The organism is bacterium (assembly GCA_023230585.1).
Classification (GTDB): domain Bacteria; phylum Ratteibacteria; class UBA8468; order B48-G9; family JAFGKM01; genus JALNXB01.
The window spans coordinates 134,469-158,146 of the sequence record JALNXB010000001.1 but is presented as its reverse complement, the minus strand read 5'-3'; the positions used below and the strand labels follow the sequence as shown (position 1 = coordinate 158,146).

The 23,678-nt window shown below is 36.6% G+C and carries 17 protein-coding genes; 13 read left to right on the top strand and 4 right to left on the bottom strand.

Annotated elements, in window-relative coordinates; translation table 11 throughout:
- The 4 genes from M0P98_00710 to M0P98_00695 all read left to right on the top strand — a co-directional run.
- The coding region (locus M0P98_00710) for a hypothetical protein (GenBank protein MCK9265403.1) at positions 1 to 219 on the top strand (219 nt) is incomplete at its 5' end.
- Positions 220 to 662: 443 nt separating this feature from the next.
- Positions 663 to 1,247 carry an imidazoleglycerol-phosphate dehydratase HisB gene (gene hisB / locus M0P98_00705; protein MCK9265402.1) on the top strand — a complete coding sequence of 195 codons (585 nt, stop codon included), beginning with the start codon at positions 663 to 665 and terminating at the stop codon, positions 1,245 to 1,247.
- 7 nt (positions 1,248 to 1,254) lie between these two features.
- On the top strand, positions 1,255 to 2,163 hold the full coding sequence (locus M0P98_00700; GenBank protein MCK9265401.1) for a tyrosine recombinase XerC: 909 nt from the start codon (positions 1,255 to 1,257) through the stop codon (positions 2,161 to 2,163).
- Positions 2,164 to 2,315: 152 nt separating this feature from the next.
- Positions 2,316 to 3,449: a Fic family protein gene (locus M0P98_00695; GenBank protein ID MCK9265400.1), complete on the top strand. Its 1,134-nt coding sequence runs from the start codon at positions 2,316 to 2,318 to the stop codon at positions 3,447 to 3,449.
- Between the two features lie 50 nt (positions 3,450 to 3,499).
- On the opposite strand, the gene M0P98_00690 is transcribed toward M0P98_00695, so the two are convergent.
- The gene (locus tag M0P98_00690) at positions 3,500 to 4,354 is read right to left on the bottom strand and encodes a hypothetical protein (protein ID MCK9265399.1); all 855 of its coding nucleotides are present in this window, start codon (positions 4,352 to 4,354) and stop codon (positions 3,500 to 3,502) included.
- A gap of 569 nt (positions 4,355 to 4,923) precedes the next feature.
- Between M0P98_00690 and M0P98_00685 the strand changes: the two genes are divergently transcribed.
- From M0P98_00685 to M0P98_00660, 6 genes are all read left to right on the top strand, one after another.
- Positions 4,924 to 7,269: a glucosamine-6-phosphate deaminase gene (locus tag M0P98_00685; protein MCK9265398.1), complete on the top strand. Its 2,346-nt coding sequence runs from the start codon at positions 4,924 to 4,926 to the stop codon at positions 7,267 to 7,269.
- A 139-nt stretch (positions 7,270 to 7,408) separates the two neighbouring features.
- Positions 7,409 to 8,008, top strand: a complete 600-nt coding sequence (locus M0P98_00680; protein ID MCK9265397.1) for a TetR/AcrR family transcriptional regulator — start codon at positions 7,409 to 7,411, stop codon at positions 8,006 to 8,008.
- Between the two features lie 65 nt (positions 8,009 to 8,073).
- Entirely contained in the window at positions 8,074 to 9,378 is a 1,305-nt protein-coding gene (locus tag M0P98_00675; GenBank protein MCK9265396.1) for a TolC family protein, read from the top strand.
- 113 nt (positions 9,379 to 9,491) lie between these two features.
- Positions 9,492 to 10,616, top strand: coding sequence for an efflux RND transporter periplasmic adaptor subunit (locus M0P98_00670; protein MCK9265395.1), 1,125 nt, complete (start codon positions 9,492 to 9,494; stop codon positions 10,614 to 10,616).
- A gap of 29 nt (positions 10,617 to 10,645) precedes the next feature.
- The gene (locus M0P98_00665) at positions 10,646 to 13,771 is read left to right on the top strand and encodes an efflux RND transporter permease subunit (protein ID MCK9265394.1); all 3,126 of its coding nucleotides are present in this window, start codon (positions 10,646 to 10,648) and stop codon (positions 13,769 to 13,771) included.
- The gene (locus M0P98_00660; protein MCK9265393.1) at positions 13,772 to 14,767 is read left to right on the top strand and encodes a type II secretion system F family protein; all 996 of its coding nucleotides are present in this window, start codon (positions 13,772 to 13,774) and stop codon (positions 14,765 to 14,767) included.
- Here M0P98_00660 and pyrF read toward each other — a convergent pair.
- Both pyrF and M0P98_00650 read right to left on the bottom strand, forming a co-directional pair.
- The gene (pyrF, locus tag M0P98_00655; GenBank protein MCK9265392.1) at positions 14,750 to 15,466 is read right to left on the bottom strand and encodes an orotidine-5'-phosphate decarboxylase; all 717 of its coding nucleotides are present in this window, start codon (positions 15,464 to 15,466) and stop codon (positions 14,750 to 14,752) included. The genes M0P98_00660 and pyrF overlap by 18 nt on opposite strands.
- On the bottom strand, positions 15,463 to 15,681 hold the full coding sequence (locus M0P98_00650) for a DUF6485 family protein (protein ID MCK9265391.1): 219 nt from the start codon (positions 15,679 to 15,681) through the stop codon (positions 15,463 to 15,465). Before M0P98_00650 ends, pyrF begins: the two co-directional genes overlap by 4 nt.
- A gap of 466 nt (positions 15,682 to 16,147) precedes the next feature.
- On the opposite strand from M0P98_00650, the gene tdh reads away from it, so the two are divergent.
- From tdh to M0P98_00635, 3 genes are all read left to right on the top strand, one after another.
- Positions 16,148 to 17,173 (top strand): L-threonine 3-dehydrogenase, encoded by a 1,026-nt coding sequence (gene tdh / locus M0P98_00645; GenBank protein MCK9265390.1) that lies wholly within the window; start codon positions 16,148 to 16,150, stop codon positions 17,171 to 17,173.
- A 512-nt stretch (positions 17,174 to 17,685) separates the two neighbouring features.
- Positions 17,686 to 18,870 carry a glycine C-acetyltransferase gene (gene kbl, locus M0P98_00640; GenBank protein ID MCK9265389.1) on the top strand — a complete coding sequence of 395 codons (1,185 nt, stop codon included), beginning with the start codon at positions 17,686 to 17,688 and terminating at the stop codon, positions 18,868 to 18,870.
- Between the two features lie 657 nt (positions 18,871 to 19,527).
- Positions 19,528 to 21,618 carry a phospholipase D family protein gene (locus M0P98_00635; GenBank protein MCK9265388.1) on the top strand — a complete coding sequence of 697 codons (2,091 nt, stop codon included), beginning with the start codon at positions 19,528 to 19,530 and terminating at the stop codon, positions 21,616 to 21,618.
- Positions 21,619 to 21,691: 73 nt separating this feature from the next.
- On the opposite strand, the gene M0P98_00630 is transcribed toward M0P98_00635, so the two are convergent.
- Positions 21,692 to 23,602: a transketolase gene (locus M0P98_00630; protein MCK9265387.1), complete on the bottom strand. Its 1,911-nt coding sequence runs from the start codon at positions 23,600 to 23,602 to the stop codon at positions 21,692 to 21,694.
- Positions 23,603 to 23,678 lie beyond the last annotated feature (76 nt).

Below are 23,678 nucleotides of genomic sequence, written 5' to 3'. Positions count from 1 at the left end.
CTAACCGACGCTTTTTGTCGTTGCGAAGGAACGCTTTGTGTGACTGCGGCAATCCTCGCTTTTATCCCCACTATTGTTTATTCCCATTCCTTTTCCGCCTACGGCGAGATTGCCACGCTAAGAGACCCCTCCTACGCCAAGGCTTCGGCGGGTAAAGCTCGCAAGACTAACTACAAAAGACGGAATGGGGGAAAAGCGCAAAGCCCCCCTCATCCTTGATCCTTCTCCCCCAAGGGTAGAAGGCAAAAGCGAGAAGGTGTATGCGCCGTAGTACCAGAGTGAGTAGACACCACATACGCTTTTCTTTTATGCATTTAACTGCCGTTTTGTGGCATTGCGAGGAATGCCTTCTAATGACGTGGCAGCCCTCGTATTTATCCTTATTATTTTTTTGTCTTTTCTTCGTTAAAAAAGTATGTGTTTAGGAACGAATTACGAGGTGCTACTACAACTCAAGCAAGAATCGGGCTGTTAACAAAAGGTTCAAGCCTTTTGTTCTTCTACTCTGAGCCTGTTAAGCCCTTCGGAGATGCTTTATATGCAGAAGGGTAAGTTCTCAGAGTGCCCGATTGTTGTGTAGAAGGTGTATGCACCGTAGTTCCAGAGTGAGTAGACACCACATACTTTTTTGATATTATATCATAATATGCTACAATATATCTATGAAAAGAAAATCACAAATAGAAAGAAATAGTAAAGAAACCCAGATTCAGGTATCTATGGCACTTGACGGTAACGGAAACAGCAGTATCTCTACAAGCGTTGGATTCCTTGACCATATGTTAGAATTATTCTCAAAATTTTCAGGTATAGACCTTAACATAAAAGCAACAGGAGATACCCATGTTGATACCCACCATCTTGTTGAAGATACAGGAATATGTCTTGGGCAAGCGTTAAAACAAGCCCTTGGAGATAAGATAGGTATTACAAGATTTGGCTTTGCTTCAATGCCTATGGATGAAACACTTGTAAACACCTCCCTTGATATTTCAGGTAGACCGCTTCTTGTATTTAATGTTCCATTCATAAAAGGTAGAGAAGGAAGTTTTGAGACAGAAGATACCAACGAATTTTTACGCGGGTTTATTATACATAGCAGTATTACTCTTCACATAAACCTTTTATATGGAGAAAACCTTCATCATATAAACGAGGCAATCTTTAAATCCCTCGGTCTTGCTTTAAAGCAAGCAATAAAAAAAGAAGGGGAATCTTTACCCTCAACCAAAGGTATGATAGATTGACCGCCCAATGAAAGATACCTTAAAAAAATTTATAGATTATCTTACACACCAAAAAAATTATTCTATAAATACCACAGAAGCGTACCAGAGAGACCTTTATGAGTTTATTAGGTATCTCACTAAGCAACATATATCTTCTTTGAAAGAGGTTGATTATCAAGTTTTTATGGGGTTTCTCTCTTCTTTGAAAGAAAAAAATCTTGCAGATACCACTATGGCAAGAAAAGTTGCAAGCCTTAAAATTTTTTTCAAATATCTATTCAACAGAAAACTGATAAATTCAAATCCTGCTTTAATCCTCTATACTCCCAGAACAAAAGAGAAACTGCCACAATTCCTCTCTTTTGACGAAGTAATTAAAATATTAGAGGCGCCTTATGGTCGAACATGGCAGATTTTTAGAGATAAAGCCATCCTTGAAGTCTTATACTCAACAGGTATAAGAGTTGGTGAACTTACATCTTTACAGATAAGAGATATTAACATCATAGAAGAATTGGTAAAGGTAAAAGGTAAAGGTAAAAAGGAGAGAATCGTACCTATTGGAACTCCTGCAATGGAAGCCGTTTTAACATATATGGAAAAGCGTCCAAAAGTAGCAGAAGAAACGCTTTTTTTAAATAAATATCGAAAACCTCTCTCCGACAGAGGAGTTGAAAGGATAGTAAATAAATATGCAGTTATGGCAGGCGTTAGTGGTAAAATAAGCCCTCACACATTTAGACACACTTTTGCGTCACACCTTCTGGATAGAGGAGCAGATTTAAGAACAGTTCAGGAACTTCTTGGACACGAACAGATTACAACAACCCAGATATATACACACATAACAGTAGAAAGACTTAAAGATTTTTACAATAAGAGCCACCCCCGCTCCAAAAACGAAGGTCGAACCTTCGGAGAAAGTTCACAGTAAACCAACAGGGGAAGGCGTAAATCTCACTTTAAATTTTCGGGCTCATCTTGTATTATAAAAGACTAACTATTTACATTTAAGGCATTTATATGGTATAATCGCTTCATAAAACAAAGCGATTACCTCCTCTAATCGCTTCAAAAGGTGTAAAGATGAAATATATATGGGAAAAAGCAGATTGGTTCGATTTTAAGTATGATAACAACGTTTTAATCAAACCTTTAAGTCAACTAAGGGTTTTACAGGGGAAATTGTTAGGAAGGATTGCTTCCCTTGATATAAAACTTGAAACCGAAGCTCAGAGCACAATTCTTGTTGAAGAGATCCTGAGAACATCAGAGATAGAAGGGGAAAAGTTTAATAGAGATGCTGTCCGTTCATCTATATCTGTAAGATTAGGTTTACCACGTGGAATAGGGACACAGGACAAAAGAGTTGACGGGTTGGTTGATATACTGTTGGACGCTGTCTATTTTCACGATAGAAAATTGACTATTGAACGGTTAAATGGTTGGCACGCTTCTCTCTTTCCTACCGGCTATTCGGGTTTAAGAAAAATACGGACAGGGGAAATGAGAGGGCTTGAACCTATGCAGGTGGTATCAGGTCCCATCTCTAAGGAGCAGATACATTTTGAGGCGTTACCGGAAAAACGTCTTGCAAGAGAGATGGAACTTTTTTTGGAGTGGTGGCACTCTTCTCTAAAAGATATGGACGGTATATTACGGGCAGCCACAGCCCATCTGCGATTTTTGACAATACATCCTTATGAAGATGGAAACGGACGTTTAGCAAGAGCATTAACAGATATGGCATTGGCACAAGATGAAAAATTAAAAGTGAGATTTTATAGCATATCTTCCGAGATTATGAGAAGGAAGGAAGAATATTATGAAATTCTTGAGAGCGTGCAAAAATGTCGGTTAGATACTACTCAATGGTATTTATGGTTTATTGAATGTATTACTGCTTCAATAAAAGATTCACAGAGTACTATTAACAATGTATTTGCAAAGGTTGATTTCTGGACTAAATTTTCTCAAACAACTCTTAATGAACGACAAAAAAAAGTGATAAATCGCTTGCTGGAAGCAGGTCCTAACAATTTTATTGGTGGATTAACAACCCGTAAATATGTTGCTATGGTTAAGGTTAGCCGAGCGACAGCATTTAGAGAAATTTCGGATATGCTAAACAATAAAATTTTAGTTAAATTGCCCGCTAAAGGGCGAAGCACTCGTTATGACTTAAATTGGAGCGAGTTTACGCTAACAGAAAATAGCTAAGAGTAACAAAATGGGCGTTCAAGGGAACAACGTCAGCAATTAAAATGTGATTAAGTAAGAAGGCCCGGCGCCTTCTTTTCAAAATCTTTCTGTTCCGCAGAAAGGTCGGGAACCATATTGATGCTCCATACCTCTTTATGTTCTGCTGTTTCGCCTGGTTCAAGTTGTTGTAAAACACTTAATGTTTCCAATTCAAGCATATCTGCGTTAGTGTAGACTTCCACACTGCACCCATTATCAGGATAAACACCTTTCTGTTTGAAAAACTTTTTAACAAAAAGCATCCCATCAACCCAGTATCCTGTCCAAGCAGGGTTAGCTGAAACACCAATCTTGCACGGGGCAGAAATATTTTCGTCTTGTTTAAGAAAAATAATATCCTTATTTATTATAATCCTCTTATCAGAAAGTATTGTGTATGGCCACAAAACAATATTTCTATCTGGCAACAGACCTTCCATACCTCTTTTTATTGGAAGTATCGCAAAACCCCCTGTTTTCATAACGGTTAAAGCCCAGCAAGCAAACTCTATCTTCCATCTACCAATATTTTTTATTTTATGGGTTATTTCAATAGAATCTTCACCTGATTTTTTTATTAGAATCTCTTTTTGTACAGAATTCTGTATTTCTGGATTACCATAAATCTTTATTGCTTCCTGTAGTGCTTCAACCTTGACTGGCTTATCGTCAAGAGAATATGAACGAGGGGTTGCTTCTGGAGCAGACCAGAGTCTATGCCCACCTTGAATATGCCACAACCCTTCTTCTGTTTTAATACCAAAATCTGGCAATATTCCCATAACATTTTTTTCAGGATAATCTTTTCGGGTAAATTTCAAAATACGAGGACCAATATCTTGCCTAATGCCTAACATATAATTTCCTAAAATATATTCTTTCATATTTCCTCCTTTTCTTTTCCAACCTCCTCATTTATCTACTGTTTTGTGCCTTCTACCCTTAGGGGATGTTTGGGGTAGTAAGTCCCCAAGAGTTTGCAAAGAGGTTAATGGGATGAGGTTTATCCGCCGAAGCTTGCATTGCAGCGCAGGTGGAGGGGCTGTTAGCAACCTAACAAAAACGCAAAACGTAACGATAAAAATAAAATGTAAAAGACCCCTTCACCTTTTATTCCTCTCCCCCAATGGGAGAGGAGAGTTGGGTGGAAATATCACTCTTTTGCCTTCTATCCCTCGGGGATACTCGGGACAAAACCCGCCCCGTCTTGCTATCCTGAACGCCCCGTTCTGTCATCCTAAACTTGTTTACCCTGGCAGGGTTTCAGGATTTCCAACCTAACCCACTATGGAGTAGTAGCAAAAACAAGATTCCGGATCAAGTCTGGAATGACATATAAGGGGGAGTCTCCTCTTTTATATTTGTATGCGTATCTCTCATAATTGTAACATACAATTTGTTAATAACACTTCAATTTTTAAAAAAATAGATTGGTATGTTATAATAACAAATTATGAAACAATATAACAACTTATCTAAAATTGAAAATATTGCTATTACCAAATTTGGTAAACAACTCGTCTATCCACCTTACGAAAGAATCAAAACCCTTGAAATACCTAATATTCCCACCTTAGGTAAAATTACAGCATTAAGATTTATTGAATGGCTACAGATAAACCAAGGAGGGATTATTTCTCTACCAACAGGCAAAACGCCTGAACATTTTATCAAGTGGACCAAATATTTTCTGTCGGGATGGCAAAAAAGAGAAGTTGCAAAAGAATTAGAAGAATGGCACATTGATACTTCAAAAAAACCTGATATAAAATCTTTCTGGCTTGTCCAAATAGATGAATTTTATCCAATGGACCCTCAAAAAGAGAATAGTTTTAACCATTACATAAAAAATTTTTATATTAAACTTTTCGGGTTTGACCCCAAAAAATGTCTCCTAATGGACACTTGGACACAAGGTGTTCCAAAAGGAAAAAATCTTGGTGATATATTCCCAGACGGAAAAGCCGACCTATCCTTAAGGCATAGAAGCCCTAAAAACCAATTAGAAACTCAACAGCAAGCAGCAATTTTCTGTATAGATCGTTTTGCAATGGAATATGAAAAAAAAATCGAAGCTCTCGGAGGTATAGGTTTTTTTCTTGGAGGCATAGGTCCAGACGGTCATATCGCATTTAATATAAAAGGTTCTGACCATAACTCCACCACAAGAGTGTTAAATATAAACTATGAAACAGCAGCAGCCTCTGCCGTAGATATGGGGGGAATAGAGTTATCAAGAAACAAAGCTGTTGTTACAATAGGGTTATCTACAATCACAAAAAATCCTACTGTTACCTCTATCATTATGGCAGCAGGAGAAAGTAAATCTTCAGTTATAAAAAATAGTATAGAAGAAAAACCGTCTATTTTACACCCTGCATCCTCGTTGCAACAGATAGAAGGAGCAAGGTTTTATATAACATCTGGGGCTGCCTCAATGTTAACAGGTAGAAGGATTGAAAGATTACAACAATATAATAATATACCTTCCTCTGAAAAAGAAAGAATTATTACAGATATCACTGCCAAACTAAATACAGGTATTCAGGACATCTCTATAAAAGATGTACAACAAGACACTTACGGTTCTATACTTCTTAAAAAAGAGACAGATTTTAACTTTTCAGATTTTACAAAATCTATAGTTGACAACTATGGCGAAAGGATAGAAAGAGGTGTTCAAGAAGTTAAAAACGCAACATTTTTACATACTGCTCCCCACCACGATGATATTATGCTTGGATATCTTCCATATATACTACATTTAGTTAGGCAACCTACAAACGCTCATCGGTTTGTGACCCTTACAAGCGGGTTCACCTCAATAAGCAATACTTATACTCTGTCAATGCTACTCAATCTTGAAGATTTCATTAAAACTGGTAGGTTAAACAAAATTTTATCAGAAGAAGACTATTTCAGCCCTAATAATATTGTTGCTAAAAATAGAGATGTATACCAATACCTTGACGGTGTTGCTGCAAGCAACGAAGAGATGAAACAAGAAGGGTCTGCACGTAGAATGTATAGAAATATAGTTGAGGTTTGTGAAATATATAACAAAACAAGTATTCTAAAAAAGACCGAAACCCTTAAAAAGTATTTTATAGACTCTTATCCAGGCAGAAAAGACACCTCGGAGGTTCAAAAACTAAAAGGGACGATAAGAGAATGGGAAGAGGAGTTGTTATGGGCACATCTTGGGTTCAACTGTGATAATATATACCATTTACGGCTCGGTTTTTATACTGGAGATATCTTTACCCCTACACTTCAATGGCAGAGAGATATAAAACCTTTCTTTTCTCTATTAGAAAAATTACAACCAGATATTGTTACAGTTGCTTTTGACCCTGAAGGTACAGGACCTGATACCCATTACAAAGTGTTACAAATAATATCAGACGGGTTACAAAAGTATGTAACTAAAACAAAAAAACGATTGAAAATTTGGGGTTATAGAAATGTTTGGCATAGATTCCATCCTTCGGAATCAAATATATACGTACCAGTATCAATGAACTCCTTGGCAATTATGAAGAGTGCCTTTGATATATGTTTTACTTCTCAAAAAAACGCTTCCTTCCCCAGTTATGAATACGATGGTTCTTTTGCTGAGTTATCTCAAAAAATTTTTATAGAACAGGGGTTAGCCGTAAAAAAGATTTTAGGAAGAGATTTTTTTGAAACAAGTAAGTTTGCCCGTATTAGAGCAAGCAGAGGAATAAATTTTATAAAAGAGATGGATATTGAAGAATTTTTATACGAAGCCCAAAACCTTCGTAAAGCAATAGAATAGCGGTTTAACATACCCTTTTTCTTATAACATCATACCTTGGCTTCTTTATTTTTAAAATTTATCAGTATCTTTATTGACATACTATTATTCAAAAGGTATAATTAGACCATTAAACTATTTTAGTCGATTAGACGAACTTATGAAAACAGATAAAACACCTTCAACGCATTTAGAATCTAAAGAGAAAATTATAGAGGTTGCAAAAGACCTTTTTGCCAGATATAGTTTTAAAAAAACTACAATGGACGATATTGCAAAAGCATTAGAGAAAGCAAAAAGTTCTATATACTATTATTTCAAAAGTAAGGAAGAAATTTTTCTTGCAGTTGGAAGTTCTGAAATAGAAAAATGGAAGAACGAATTAATTGAAGTTATAAAAAAAGAGTCTTCTGCAAACAAGAAGTTGGTCGCTTATATAAAGTTGAGGATGTCTGTAATTCAATCTTTATCTAATTTTTATCATTTTCTTGCTGAGGAGTATATAGAAAATCATACCCTCGCAGAAAAAGCCAGAGCTAAACTTGACCGTGAAGAGTTTGAGACAATTAAAGGTATCTTAGAGATAGGAGTCAAACAGGGAGAATTTAGAGTTGATTCTATTGAGTTGACAGCATATAACCTTTTAAACATCTTAAAAGGTCTGGAATATTTTTGGCTACAAGAAAAAAACCAAGTTAAGCTAAATGAAGCTCTTAGCAATATGCTTGATACATTATTTTACGGTTTATTGAAAAGGTAGAGTGAAAGACGAAAGCGTAAAAAACAGAATTTGACATAAATGGTAGGAAACAAAGGAGTTTTTTTATGAAAAAAACATTTTTAACACTTATGTTTTGCTTTACAATGTGTGGATTAAGCCACTCAGGAGATACCTTATCTCTTGAAGAAAGCATTGAGATTGGTCTTAAGAATAATCTTGTGATACAGGTAGAAGATGAGAAACTCATTCAAGCTAAAATGGAAAAAGAAGAAGCACACACCTATTTTTTCCCAAAAATTTCTTCAAGTTTTACATACACTCGTTTAGATGAAGCAGGAAAGATGACTTTTGGTCTTCCAGATTTTGGAATTCCTCCAATATCTTTTAAACTAACTGATGCCAACCTTTATAATCTTGGTTTTACGCTTACACAACCAATTTATACAGGTAATAAAATTCAATCTTACTATAAAAAATCTATTGAAAATATCCAAAGAATAGGGTTTGACAAAGATATCACTTGCCAAGACCTTATACTTGAAATAAAAAAAGGTTATTTTAACATTTTAAAAGCTGAAAAGATGCTTCAAACAGCAGTATCTCTAAAAACATCTGCCTCTGAACATAGAAGAATAGCTGAAGCATTTTTTAATGAAGGACTTGTTACAAAAATAGATATATTGAAAACAGAAATTTTTCTTACAAATACCGAACAGCAAATTTTGCAGGCACAGAATGCTGTTATATTACTAAAATCAAATTTTGAGTTCTTGCTTAATAGCCCATTACCTGAGGGTTTTAAAGTTAAAGATGTGTTGGAACTCCAGAAAGAACTAATATCTCTTGAGCACTGGTTACAATTGGCGTTTCAACAGAGGCCTGAAATAAAAAAGATGGAATCTCTTTCAGAGATGTACCAACAAGATATAAATATTGCAAAGAGCGAACTCAAACCAAATATTGCTTTTTTTTCTAACTACAATTTTGATAGGGGTTCAGCAGGTGCTATAGATAAATGGCAAGATTCATGGAACTTAGGTATCGCGGCTGAATTTAATATATGGAATAAAGGAGAAACAAAGTATAAAATTCGGAAAGCTGAAAGCAAAAAAGAGGAAAATAGAAAACAGCAAGAACTCCAAATAAAAGCTATAATGCTTGAAGTTAAAAACGCTTATACAAACCTGTCATCCATAATAAAAGAGATAGAGACTGTAAAGATAGCCCAAGACACGTCAAAAGAGAATCTAAGAATAACCAACCTCTTATATAAAGAGGGTATGGCAACAACAACGGATGTGCTTGACGCTCAAACAGAATTGGCTTCTGCTCAAAACAATTATTACCAAGCTTTATATGATTATCAGACAGCATACGGTATCCTTGAAAAAACAGTTGGGATGCCATAAATTCCTACATTCCGTCGTTGTGAGTTTAATGATAAAAGCATTGCAATAGATAGAGAAATACTACTTAAAATATAGCCAAACTTAGCAGAACAAAACAAAGTTAGGGAGCTCAAATGAAAAAAGGAAAATACATTATTTCTGTTTCAGTGGTAGTTGTTATACTTATATTATTTAAAGTAACAGTTAAGAATAGACAAGAAGCAGGAGCAACTCTTGAAACAACAACTCAAGAAGAGATTATTCAGGTAATGGCTGAAAAGGCAACAAATATTACAATGGCAGAAAATATTATTGCAGTAGGTAATATAGAACCTTTCAAAACAGTAGTCATTTACCCAGAAGCAACAGGTGTCTTGGAAAAACTTACAGTTAAAGAAGGAGATTATGTTAAAAAAGGTACTCTTATAGCTGTTATTGAAAACCAGCAGAGACAACTAAATGTAGAACAGGTAGAGATTGAAATAAAAGCCCAAAAGTACCAACTGGAAAATATTAAGCAAGACTATGATAGGTTCCAACGTCTAACCAAAGAAGGCGCTATCGCAGCAAAGAGATTTGAAGATGTAGAAACCCTCTATAAAGCTTCAGAGGAACGACTGAAAGGATTAGAAAAACAACTGGAAATAGCCAAAAGAAGGTTTAGAGATACATCTATTTATGCTCCTATTTCTGGTATTGTTGCACAAAAATTTATTGATGAAGGCGAACTTGTCACAGAAAGCAGTATGACTAAATCTTCGCCTCTCGTAGCAATAATTGATACATCAAAAGTGAAAGTAACTGTTCCTATTGGAGAGACAGACCTAAAAAAAATTAAGAAAGGACAAAATGTCTCTGTTGAAACAGATATGTATGACAAGAGACGTTTCCCCGGTAAAATAGATGAAATTATGCCTATTACTGATTTTGTAACAAGAACAACAAAAGTCCAAATACTTGTTGATAACCCGTCTTATATTTTAAAACCTGGACTTTTTACAAGAGTTAGTATATCAACAGGAAGTAGAAACACCCTTGCTATTCCTCTCGATGCATTACTACGACTTCAAGGGAGTGGTAGCTATTATTGTTTTATTATTAACAATGATGATACTGTTGAAAAAGTATATCTTGATATAGGCGATTTATGGGAAGGAATGGCAGAAGTAAAGAGCGGATTAAAAGAAGGTGATACTGTGATTGTGTCTTCTCAAAGTATTCTTGAAACTGGTAAAAAAGTTGCTGTTTCTACTCTCTAAATTGTTTCTCTTACACTAAAGGATTGACAATGAATATATCTGAATTATCTGTAAAAAGACCTTACGCAACATTAATGATCTTCATAGGTGTCTTTCTTCTTGGCATTCTTGCTACATTTAAACTACCCATAGAATTGTTGCCTAAAATAGAGTTGCCTGCTATAACAATAATTGTTCCTTATCCAGGCGCAAGTGCAAGCGACGTGGAAGACGCTATAACCAAAGAACTGGAAAACACCCTCTCTACCGTGCCCAACCTTGATGAACTAAACTCTGTATCTAAAGATAATCTCTCAATGGTAACCTGCACATTTAATTGGGGAGCAAATCTTGACGCTGCAACTTCAGATATAAGAAACAATCTTGACCTTGCAAAAGGAAAAATCAAAGAGAATGCGCCCGATAGTGAAGAACCTATCCTCTTTAAAATGTCAACAGAAAAAATACCTGTTTTGGCTATCTCTGTTTCTGCTTCCGAATCTTGGGTTGACCTTGAACGTATCGTAGATAGAAATATAACTAACCCTTTACAGAGAACCAAAGGAGTTGGTAATATCTCTGCAATAGGAGGGCTAAAAAGACAAATAAACGTTATCCTTGATTGGGATAAAATAAAGGCATACAACATCCCTCCTGCTTTGGTAATTCAACGGCTTGCAGAAGAAAATATAGATATTCCATTAGGTAAAATCAAAGAAGGTAGAAGAAACTATTCTCTTAGTATGAAAGGCCGTTTTCAACATACAAGGGCCCTCCAAGATATACTCCTAACCACTTTTGAAGGTAACCCTATCTTTCTTGGGGATGTGGCAGAGGTAAAAGATGCTTTTGCAGAAGAGACAGATAAATCGTATTTTTTGGGTAAAGAAACGATAATGTTGATAGTTCAAAGGCAATCAGGGGAAAACGTTATTGCTGTCTCCAAAGCTATAAGAGCAAACTTAGAAAAAATTAAAAAAACACTCCCTCCTGATGTTAGCGTCGATATCCCGTTTGATTCCTCCGATTTTATTGTGGACACTATTGACAACCTAAAATCTACAACTTTGACAGCAGGATGGATAGTAATATTAATCGCTTTTCTCTTTTTAAGAAGATGGAAAACAAGTTTAATTATAGCTCTAACTATACCGTTTTCTCTTATTGCCGCCTTCATATTTCTTTTTGCAAAAGGACTAACCATAAATGTTATCTCGTTGATGAGTTTGGCAATAGCAATAGGTATGGTTGTTGATAATGCTGTTGTTATTATTGAAAACATCTCCAGACATATAGAAGAAGGGTTAACCCCGTTTAACGCAAGTATAGAAGCAACAAAGGAGGTCGGAGGCGCTGTAACTGCTTCAACTTTGACCACAGTCATTGTCTTCCTTCCTCTTGTATTTTCTTCCGGTATTACTGGAATTCTATTTAAACAACTTGGCTCTATTGTAGCTATTACGATTTTTGCTTCTCTTTTTGTTGCCCTTACTCTAACACCTATGCTTACATCTATACTATTTAAACCTGAAGAAAAAGGAAAAGAGAAACCAAAAGATTCTAAATTTTATACAGTTGGCGAAATTATTTTAACTCGACTTGAAAATTGGTATAAAAACATTCTGCAATTCTGTTTAGCCAACAGAGCTTTGATATTAATACCATTACTTACTTTCTTCGCGATAAGCGTTTATATGAGCAGATTTATTCCTAACGAGTTTTTCCCTGCTTCTGATACAGGTGAAATTGAAGTAAATTTCGCTCTCAATGAATCTGCTCGATTTGAAGAATCACACAAAATCCTTATAGAATCAGGTAAAATAGTAGATGAAGTTACCCCTGATCGTATATTCTGGTATGGCTCTGCAGGCGAATCTTCAAGCGGTTTAGGAGCGTTAATGGGAGGAGATGACGGACCAAATACAGGGCAGTTGCGACTCAAATATCCTGATAAGGATGCCCGAGAAAAAGATATTAATGATATTGCTCGCTCTTTAAGAGAACGAATAGAAAAACTTCCAGGGTTAGAAAAACTTTCTGTTGCTGTTTCTGGAGGAATGGGTGGCGGATTACAACAAAAACAGCAGATTGAAATTGAATTAACAGGACTTGAACTTGACACTCTCTTTGCTACGGCAACTCAGGTACAGAAAATCGTATCTGATACAAAAGGTGCTGTAAATACTCAGGTTTCATTCAAAGATCTTCGTATAGAATTACATATAGATATTGACAAAGAGAAAGCAAAACATCTTGGAATAAATACAGGGATGATAGGTCAGACCTTAAGAACCTATTTTTATGGTTATGAAGCAAGCCAATATAAAGATGGAGACGATAATTTTGATATTTTTGTTCAATTATCAGAAAAAGATAGGCATAATATATCAAAAATTTCTCAGATGCCTATCCCTACAGGACAAGGAACTACCATTACCCTTAAAGATGTGGCTAAAATAGATTTTGGGCTAGGACCTGTCCAGATAGATAGAAAAAATAGGCAACGGATTATCACCGTTGGTTGTGACACCTACAAACGTTCAATCAGCGAAGTGCAGACAGATATAGAAAAAGGGCTTAAGACGCTTCAGATTCCAAGTGATGTCACAATGGAGGTAGGTGGAGACGTAAAAGAACAGAGAGAATCTTTTCAGGAACTTACAATCTTACTTTTACTTGGTGTACTTCTGGTATATATGGTTATGGCAGCCCAGTTTGAGTCACTCAAAACCCCTTTTATTATTTCGTTTTCAATTCCTTTCTCTTTTATAGGGGTTATATGGGCAACTCTTCTTACTGGCTCAGTATTTTCTATTATGTCTTTTATGGCTATGATTATGCTTATAGGGGTAGTTGTCAACAACGCCATTGTGCTTGTTGATTATACCGACCTTTTACGTTCAAGAGGTATGAATATCCACGATGCCATAGTTAACGCAGGAAGCAGACGACTTAGACCTGTACTTATTACTTCTTTAACTACAGCGTTTGGCCTTCTACCTCTTGCTATCGGAAAAGGTTCTGGAGGAGAAATGTGGAAACCTTTTGGTATTACAGCTATGGGCGGTATGTTGTTGGCTTCTCTTGTTACCCTTATACTTGTTCCTCTAATATATTCTCTCTTAAATAGAGAAAAACCTAAAACAGAAGAGACAGTTATCCAAGAAACTGAGTAAATGAAAATGTTTTTTACTTTTCAATCAGCAGAAAAAAAGATGTTTTATAGAGAACTTGCAACACTGCTTACTTCAGGGTTTAGCATTCTTGTTGCTTTTGAACATCTTGCTAACAACACATATTCGCATAACTTAAAGACCGTTATTCTTTATCTAAAAAGAGAGGTTTCTGAAGGCAGTTCTCTTACCGAAGCAATCTCTCTTTTGAAGTTAGACTTTTTCTTACCTTTTGAAGTTGGGGTAATAGAAGCAGGAGAAGTGAGTGGTAACCTTCCTGAAAGTTTTTCTAAATTGGCAGAATATTTTGAGTTTGTTTCTAATGTGCAAAATAAACTTATATCAGGTCTAACATATCCTGTTATTTTACTGCATTTAGCAATTCTTATACCTGCTGTCCCATCACTATTTTTATGTGGCATTGGAGCTTTTTTAATAAAAGTTGTGCCTTCTTTATTAGGTTTATATATTGTTTTTTTTGGTATTCTATTTTTATATAGATATTCAAACCGCTCTCCCTCTATTGCTAAAACGAGGGATAAAATATTTCTTGAAATACCTGCTTTAGGTAAATTTATAAAAACAATTGAGGTAATAAGGTTTCTTAAATCTTTTATTCCTCTATATGTCTCAGGAGTAGAACTTTCAAGAAGCGTAGCCCTTGCAGGTGACACCATAGGAAACCTTTACTTAAGAGAGAATATTAAAAAAAGTGTGCCAATTATACGACAAGGTGCTAAATTATCAGAGGTTTTTGCTGAAAAAGAATGGATTCCTCCTATTGTGAAAGATATGCTCAAAACAGGAGAGTTAAGCGGTAATATGGACGAAACATTAGATAAGGTCTCTGATTATCTTAAGGAAGAAACCGATATTATTGTAGAACAATTTGTAAAACTTATGCCTGTTGCTGTCTACCTTCTTGTTGCAATATATATTGGTTATATTGTTATCTCTTTTTATGCGAACTATTTTCGTATGTTAAACTCTTTTATGTAACCCCGCCTCTATCTCTGAGATAATTTTGGTAGCAACCAGCCTTGGTTCTGAGGCATTTTTTATAGGTCTACCTACAACCAAATAATCTGCCCCAGCTTCAATAGCGTCAAAAGGTGTAGTTATTCTCTGATGTTCATCTTGTAACGCTCCTGCAGGTCTAACTCCCGGTGTAACTACCAATAACTTGTTACCTTCTTTTTCTTTTATTGCTCTTATCTCTTTGCCAGAGGTAATAACTCCATCACAACCTGTTTCAGCAGCCATTTTAGCTCTATGAAGCACCAATTCCTCTGTTTTAAGACCAACTCTTGTTTCTAATGGGTCCAAAGCACCAAGGTTGGTTAAGAGGGTTACAGCAAGAATTTTTAAGGGGTTTGCACCTTTCCCTTCAACTGCTCCAAGCATAACCTCTCTATTAGCGTGGACTGTTAAAAAATCTACTCCCATATCAGATACCTGTTTTACAGCGTCTCTGACAGTTGCTTTTATATCAAAAAATTTTAAGTCAAGAAAAACTTTTTTACCTTTTTTAAGTAACCATTGAACAAAATCAGGACCTGCTGATGTATGAAGAATTATACCTACTTTAAAAAAATTGACTAAACCATCAAGTTCATTAACAAAAGTTTCAGCTTTATTTCTATCAGTAAAATCGAGTGCAAAAATCAATCTATCTGACGGGTTAACCTTGTTGTTCATTTTTCTTCCTTAAGTTTTTCGCTCCAAACTTTTATAAAATACTCTAACGACCTATCATAAGTTTTTTCTGCTTCAGAGGGAAAAAGGCAGCCTGGCAACTCTCTATTCCTCCAATGAGAAGATATACATTCGCAACATACACCCCTTTTACTACAAGATAAGTAGGTGCAACTACAATTCTTTAGGTTTTTCTCCTTATTAACACATTCTGCCACTCTTTCTCCTTTGTTTACATATCATTCTGGACTTGAGTTGGAATCTCTCACAGAGGGGGTTATTTACATTTTGCCATTATTGTTACGTCTTCCGTTTTTTCTTAAGTTGCTAACAGCCTCTCCACCTGCGCTACAATGCAAGCTTCGGCGGATAAACCTCATCCCATTAACCTCTTTGCAAACTCTTGGGGACTTACTACCCCAAACATCTCCTAAGGGTATAAGGCAAAAACATAGTATTTCCCCCACCCCTCCTCTCCTCTGGGAGATAGGAATAAAAGGTGAGGGGGTCTTTTGTCTTTACGCATTTCTTTTTTAAAACATAACCATAAAAAACCTTTATAGTTCTTAGTTTATTATAACCTTTATTACTGCTTTTTAAAACTTTTTTTGATTTTACAAGGTCATTATTCTATACTTAATATATCAAAACAGAAAGAAGTTTTACAACAATACCACAAAAAAAATGAAAGCTCTCGTCAAAACAAAAGCAGAACCAGGATTATGGCTCAAAGAGGTTCCTATACCTCAAGTAGGTATAAACGATGTCCTTATAAAAATAAAAAAAACCGCTATATGCGGAACAGATATACATATCTACAATTGGGACTCTTGGTCTCAAAAAAATGTACCAATACCTACAATTACTGGGCACGAGTTTTCTGGAGCGATAGAAGCAGTTGGAAGTAATGTCAAAGACTTTAAACCGGGTGATATAGTTAGCGGAGAAGGTCATATAGTTTGTGGTAGATGTCGTAACTGTCTTGCAGGGCGTAGACATTTATGTAAAGATACTTCGGGTATTGGAGTAAATAGAGATGGCGCTTTTGCTGAGTATCTTTCTATTCCTGTCACCAATGTCTGGCACGCAGACCCTTCTATCCCTCTTGAAATTTTATCTATATTTGACCCTTTTGGAAATGCTACACACTCAGCTCTATCTTTTGATGTTCTTGGCGAAGATGTTCTTATCACTGGAGCCGGTCCTATTGGTATTATGGCTGCGTCTATTGTAAAACACGCAGGAGCAAGATATGTCGTGATTACAGATATTAACCCTTATCGGCTTGAACTTGCACGTAAAATGGGAGTATCTATTGCTCTTGATGTAAGAAACGACAGCATAAAAAATACACAGAAAACCCTTGGTATGAAAGAAGGGTTTGATGTTGGACTGGAGATGTCAGGCAGTGCTTCTGCTCTCCAAGAAATGCTACCCAATATGTGCCACGGAGGCAAGATAGCTCTTTTAGGAATACTTGAACCTGACACTAAAATTGACTGGAATACTGTTGTTTTTAACGGGTTAACCTTAAAAGGTATATATGGCAGAGAAATGTATGAAACTTGGTACAAGATGACTGCTATGCTTCAGACAGGGCTTGATATATCTTCTGTAATCACCCACAGATTCCATTATACTGAATATCTTAAAGGGTTTGAGGTGATGGGTTCTGGTAACTCAGGTAAAGTAATTCTTGACTGGTCGTAAAAGCCCATTCCCTCTTGTAGGTGAATATTATGAAGGTTGTAACCTCAGTATCTTTTACGAAGGTCAGACCTTCGTTTTAATTAAGTGTAGTGCAAAGAAAACACCCCCCATTCCGTCTTTTGTAGTTTATCTTGCGAGCTTTACCCGCCGAAGCCTTGGCGTAGGAGGGGTTTCTTAGCGTGGCAATCTCGCCGAAGGCGGAAAAGGAATGACACTTTTTTGCCCTCTACCCTTGGGTCTTGTCCCGAGTACCCCCGAGGTAGGAGAAGAGTGTTGGTGCGAAGAATAATGAGCATCGTTTGGCAAGGCAGAGAGTCGGTGAACTGCCCTCGCTGACTGAAGCCCGTAGGGCAAGAAAGAGTGAGGGGTTTATCCCGACAGTTTTTCGGAGGGAGGCTGTTAACAACTTAACCAAAAACTAAAGACGTAACAATAAAAATAATGATAACTACGAGGGTTGCCACGTCATTAAGAAGCATTCCTCGCAACGCCAGAAAGCGGCGGATAACAAAATGGAAAACAATATAAAAAAATATTTAACTAACCAACTTGACTCAATAAAAGAAAGCGGACTCTATAAATCAGAACGTATTTTAAAAACCCCTCAAGGCGCAAAAATAAAAGTCGGGGAAAACAAAGAAGTCTTAAATATGTGTGCCAACAATTATCTTGGGCTTTCTTCCCACCCTGATATAATAGAGGCAGCCCATAACGGGCTAAATAAATGGGGATACGGGCTATCTTCTGTTAGGTTTATATGCGGAACACAAGAAATCCATAAAGAACTTGAGTTAACATTATCAGAATTTCTTAAGACAGAAGACACTATTCTCTACTCTTCTTGTTTTGACGCAAACACAGGACTTTTTGAAACTATTCTGTCTGAAGAAGACGCAATTATAAGTGACCAACTCAACCACGCCAGTATCATAGACGGAGTACGGCTTTGCAAAGCCAAAAGGTATAGGTTTAACAACTCTGATATGAACCACCTGGAAGAAAAACTTAAAGAAGCAAAAAATGAAAGATTTCGGCTTATAGCTACCGACGGAGTATTCTCTATGGACGGGAGTATTGCTAAATTAAAAGATATATCTTTTCTTGCTAATAAATATAACTCTATGATAATGGTAGACGATTCTCATGGGATAGGTGTTCTCGGTAAAGAGGGGAGAGGTTCGCACGAATATATGGATGTTATAAAAAAAATTGATATAATCACAGGCACCCTCGGCAAAGCTCTCGGTGGAGCAAGTGGAGGATATACCAGCGGTAGAAAAGAAGTAATAGATATTTTGAGACAACGTTCAAGACCTTACCTCTTTTCTAACTCTCTGGCACCTGTAATTGTAGAAACTTCCCTTAAATCCATAAATATTATATCTTCTTCCTCTATTCTTCGTGACAAACTTATGGAGAACACTAAATATTTTAGAGAAGGGTTATCTACCGCCGGGTTTGACATAAAAGAAGGCGTTCACCCAATAGTACCTGTTATGCTGGGAGAGGCAGTAGTGGCCCAAAAAATGTCAGAAAAACTTCTTGAAAGGGGTATCTATGTAATAGGTTTCTTCTACCCTGTTGTGCCTCATAATACAGCAAGAATACGGGTACAAATATCTGCTGCACATAAAAAAGAAGACCTTGATTTTGCTATTAAGATGTTTTCTGAAGTAAAGAGAGAACTTAATATCTAATTTATCTCCCATTCCGTTTTTGCGAGTGAATACGAAGCAATTCCCTCACAAATTCTGTCGGGATAAACCTCCAAAGGCGGAAAGGAATGGGGGGGGAGTTAGCAACTTAACCAAAAACGAAAGACGGAATGATCAAGGATAAGACTCCCCCTTATATGTCATTCCGGACTTGATCCGGAATCTCGCTTTTATTACTTCTGTTACGTATGTTAGGTGAGAGGTCCTGAAACAAGTTCAGGATGGTAAAATTGGGCGTTTGGGCATAAAATTGGCGAGTAGGGGAACAAAAGGCTTGAACCTTTTGTTAACAGCCCGATTCTTGCTTGAGGTGTAGTAGCACCTCGTAATTCGTTCCTAAACACATACTTTTTTAACGAAAGGAAAGACAAAAAAATAATAAGGATAAATACGAGTTCAAGAAATAAGTTTAGACGTATAGGAAGCAGATTTATAAATTAGGCTTGCACTAATTTGCCTCTCCTCTGGGGGAGAGGAATAAAAGGTGAGGGGGTCTTTTGCTTTTAAATCATTTGATTTTAGGAAGTCTGTTTAAAGCCCTCTCGGGAGTACTCGGGATAATCTCGCCGAAGGCGGAAAAGAAATGGGCTAAGAAAAAAACTAAAAATAGCAGAACATACAAAGTTTTAGGAGGCAGTTATGGGTAGGTCTCTTTTTGCTAATGAAGAAGATATACAAACACAGGTTATATCACGAAGAAAAGATTTTGAATTATTGTTTGACGGATTCAAAAAAATGTACGCCGTATCTTATGTGGTATCATCTGATCTACTAAACGACTTTTTCAATAAAAGGGGTTATGATGAAATAGAAATTGTTGTTGGCGAAAATATGACTGAACCATTTCTACGACAAGAACTCCAGAACAAACCGGCTGAAATCCTTGAATCTCTCTCTGAATTGGTAATAAAAGGGGCTTTACGTATACTAATACCAAAACGTTCTATCCACACTAAACTTTATATTCTTGAAGGAGCCAACAATTTTAGAATAATACAGACCAGTGCAAACCTCACAGCAACTGCGCGCAAAGGTATACAAATCAACTATGCTTGGTACGCTAACCTTCCACCCAACCACCAATTTATTAAGAAAATCTTTGTAGACTATAATATCCATAAAAAAAATTGCACGTTATTTATGGAAGACCTCGCTTACCTTATTAAAGAAAGAAGTTCAGAGCCCAAAAAAGAGATCCTTGAACTCTGGTTAAAAGGTACTGCTTTACCTCCTCCTGAAGCAGAAGTAGCAAAAATATTGAACGAGTTATCTGCAGACGCTATACTTTCTCCAGCTCCAACTGAAGCAAATATTTTAACTATACATCTTCCAGACACTCCTACTGCAAGAAAAAAAACTGAAGATTTTCTTAAACCGTTATCTCCTTCTTTTACAGAGAAGACAGCCACCTTACCAGCATCTACTTATATAGATAGGGTTCATTCTTCTTATGGAATTCCACTGATGCGCACCGATTATGAAAACAAATGTGTTAAACTTGGATTAAAAGGCGCTATCCATTCTATCTCTGAACCTCCTCAAAATAAATCTGATGTAAATAGTGCTCTTGAACATATTGAAAAATATATCGGAACAGTTGATATTGCTAAAAGTTTTGACCCAATGTTTGCTAAAACAAGTATGTTTGAAGCATTGCTTTATACTTTTTTTGCTCCTTTTGCAAGCGAATATATGAGAATGAAACGTCAAACATACGGGCAAGCAGACCCAAAAGGACCACGTTTTCTTTATATCTACGGACCTTCACAGAACGGTAAGACTACTTTTTTCCGTTTCGCTCTAAAAATGATAACAGGACACGATATAGAAACGTTACGGAGAGAAGAGTTCACAAAAAATCGTATAAAAGGGGTCTCTTCTATAGGCACATTATTTCCACTTATATTTGATGATGTTGAGTTTTCTGGTAAACCTTGGGTACCTGATATAATGAAATCTTATTGGGAAACGTGGTGGACAGAAAAAACAGAACAACCGCAGATAATGTTCTCCTCAAACGAGCCACGAATGAAAGATTGGGCAAGGTCACGTGTCAAAAGAGTAGATTTTGATGTTCAATTCATATCAAGCGAAGAAGAAAAAAGAAACCTTAAAGAAATTCTTGAGTATGAAAACAGGCTATTTCGATGGTTTTCTTATATTTATATTGAACTATACAAAAAATTAGAGTTTTCTGACGATGAGTTATATTTATCTCGGGCTGTAATGCTTAAATTATACGAATTTGCAGGACGTAAAAGACCAAAATTTTTTCTTGATAAACCGGTTGAGAAACGTTATGACTTAGGTAAAAAACGGTGGGCAGACCTTCTCTATAATAGACGACAAGCAAAACTAACAAGAGAAGAAGAGAGAATACTTGTGAAATTTACAGGCGATATGCAGTTTTGGGAGATACGCCGTTTTGAAGGGTACCTCCCGCCAACCGTAAAAGCTCGTCAAGAAGGACAAACAATCATTATTGAAACGCCTGCAGAATTTGATTTATGGTGTCCGCCAACTAAAAAAAGATTGAGGTTCTGGCGTTATAAAACCCCAAAGGTCGGACCTTCGGAAGGCGCTTTTTATTGTCATTCCGGATCAAGTCCGGAATCTCGTTTTTTACGTAATGCACTCTCTTTGTCCTCTACCCTTGGGAGAGAAGCATCAAGGATGAGGGGGGGAGTTAGCAACTTAACCAAAAACGAAAGACGGAATGATCAAGGATAAGACCCCCCTTCATATCGTTCCTGTCATTCCTTTTCTCCTCTCCATTTGGGAGAGGAGAAAGTGAGTAGATTACTTATTTAAGTAGAGACACTATCAATTCTGATACTGAATTTGGGTCCATTCCTTCTTTTTTGAACAGGTAATCTGGTGCACCTGAACTTCCGTATTCTTTAACACCAAGTTTTTTGAAAGTACCTGTATATTTTTTCTCAAGAAGGTATGAAGCAACCGTTGCGCCCAGCCCTGTGTCTATATGATGGTCTTCCATTGTTAGTATTAACCCGCTTGAAATTGCTTTATCAATCACTTCTTTATCTACAACAAGAGGGCAACTCATATTTATAACTCCAATATCTACCCCCTTTTCTGATAAAATTTTTGCGGCTTCTAACGCTCTTGGGACCATGCACCCCATAGTGATTATATATCCTTTCGCCCCTTCTTTAAGAATATCTGCTTTACCATACTCAAACTTATATTTTTCGTCAAAGTATATTGCTCCATCACCTTTGGTAACAGTTGACACCTTAGAACGCCCCATCCCAACAAACCAGTTGCCAGGTTGACCTGATATATTTCTTATTACTCTATCTGTCTGGTTAGGGTCGGCTGGAATAACTATTTTAAACCCATAAAGATTTCTTAAAAGCCCAACATAATTGATACATTGGTGAGTCTTACCATCTTCCCCTACATCAAGACCTATATGAGTACATACAAGTTTTAGGTTTGTTCCGTTCTGGTCGTTAAGACGTGCTTGGTTAAATGTTTCATCTACTCCAAAAACACCAAAATCAGAGAAGAAACTTATAACATTATCAACAGATATAGCGCCTGCCATTGTTGCTGTATGGTGTTCTTGTACACCTACCTGAAAGAACCTTTCGGGGAACTCTTTTTCAAATAAATCTGTCTTTACAGACGTTGCCAAGTCGCAATCAAAAACAGTAATAGGGTAATTTGTGTTATTTACGTTTGCTTTTGCTACATCAAGAAGGGCTTTACCGTAAGCGCTACGGTTATCGTTTTTTTCATCTGCCTTATATACAACAGGGGTTCCTTCCTCTAATGCAGGGTTATATGAAAATTTCATTTCGGGATATTCCCATTTTTTATTTCTTAATTCTTTATATTTATCTAAAGTTGGAGTTAACCCCAATTCTGACATAGCTTGTTTATAGGTTTCTTCATCCAAAGTTTTACCGTGATACTGGTATTTATGTTCCATAAAAGATACGTTTTTACCTAAAACAGTATTGGCAATTATACAGACCGGTTTAGGTATATCTAAAGATTTTTTTACTGATGTATATAAATCCTGGAAATCGTGTCCGTCTGCTTCAAGAACTTCCCAGCCGTCCGATTTGTAATTCTCGGCTATCTGGCAAGGCATAACAACATCTGTTTTCCCGCTTATCTGTATATTGTTATAGTCAACAATAACTGTAATATTGTTTAGCCCATACTTGACAGCAAACCTGCGAGCTTCAGATATCTGCCCTTTGGTATGTTCTCCATCGCTCATTAAAGCAAAGGTATGGGTATCTCTATTATGGACTCTATCTCCCAGAGCAAACCCACAAATAGCAGATAATCCCTGCCCTAAATTACCTGTCCCCCACTCTACGCCGGGAACCTTTCTTACTACGTGACCTTCAAAGATGCTTCCTGAAAGCCGAAAGGTTGCCACAGCCATATCTATATCAAAAAAACCCAACCTTCCGAGAGCAGAATAAACGCCAGGGGAGGTATGCCCGTGGCTAACAACAATTTTATCTCTACAAGGGTCATCCACCCTGTCTGGTGAAATGTTTGCGTAAGAAAAGACGGTAAGGAATATATCTAACGACGACATAGACCCACCAGGGTGTCCTGAATTAGAAAGGGTTGTCATAGTAAGGATATCCCCTGCACATAACCTGCTAAGTTCGTTAAGTTTTGATATTTCAACATCTGTCAATCTTTCATTTTTAAATCTTTTCATTAAACTCCCTCCTGATTTTATTACTATATTTTTTACAACAATATTTCCATTATTATAAGCCATTTTCTTTTATAAT

Coding starts and splice junctions, on each gene's coding strand:
- hisB (MCK9265402.1), top strand. CDS start 663: ATGAAAAGAAAATCACAAATAGAAAGAAATAGTAAAGAAACCCAGATT.
- M0P98_00700 (MCK9265401.1), top strand. CDS start 1,255: ATGAAAGATACCTTAAAAAAATTTATAGATTATCTTACACACCAAAAA.
- M0P98_00695 (MCK9265400.1), top strand. CDS start 2,316: ATGAAATATATATGGGAAAAAGCAGATTGGTTCGATTTTAAGTATGAT.
- M0P98_00690 (MCK9265399.1), bottom strand. CDS start 4,354: ATGAAAGAATATATTTTAGGAAATTATATGTTAGGCATTAGGCAAGAT.
- M0P98_00685 (MCK9265398.1), top strand. CDS start 4,924: ATGAAACAATATAACAACTTATCTAAAATTGAAAATATTGCTATTACC.
- M0P98_00680 (MCK9265397.1), top strand. CDS start 7,409: ATGAAAACAGATAAAACACCTTCAACGCATTTAGAATCTAAAGAGAAA.
- M0P98_00675 (MCK9265396.1), top strand. CDS start 8,074: ATGAAAAAAACATTTTTAACACTTATGTTTTGCTTTACAATGTGTGGA.
- M0P98_00670 (MCK9265395.1), top strand. CDS start 9,492: ATGAAAAAAGGAAAATACATTATTTCTGTTTCAGTGGTAGTTGTTATA.
- M0P98_00665 (MCK9265394.1), top strand. CDS start 10,646: ATGAATATATCTGAATTATCTGTAAAAAGACCTTACGCAACATTAATG.
- M0P98_00660 (MCK9265393.1), top strand. CDS start 13,772: ATGAAAATGTTTTTTACTTTTCAATCAGCAGAAAAAAAGATGTTTTAT.
- pyrF (MCK9265392.1), bottom strand. CDS start 15,466: ATGAACAACAAGGTTAACCCGTCAGATAGATTGATTTTTGCACTCGAT.
- tdh (MCK9265390.1), top strand. CDS start 16,148: ATGAAAGCTCTCGTCAAAACAAAAGCAGAACCAGGATTATGGCTCAAA.
- kbl (MCK9265389.1), top strand. CDS start 17,686: ATGGAAAACAATATAAAAAAATATTTAACTAACCAACTTGACTCAATA.
- M0P98_00635 (MCK9265388.1), top strand. CDS start 19,528: ATGGGTAGGTCTCTTTTTGCTAATGAAGAAGATATACAAACACAGGTT.
- M0P98_00630 (MCK9265387.1), bottom strand. CDS start 23,602: ATGAAAAGATTTAAAAATGAAAGATTGACAGATGTTGAAATATCAAAA.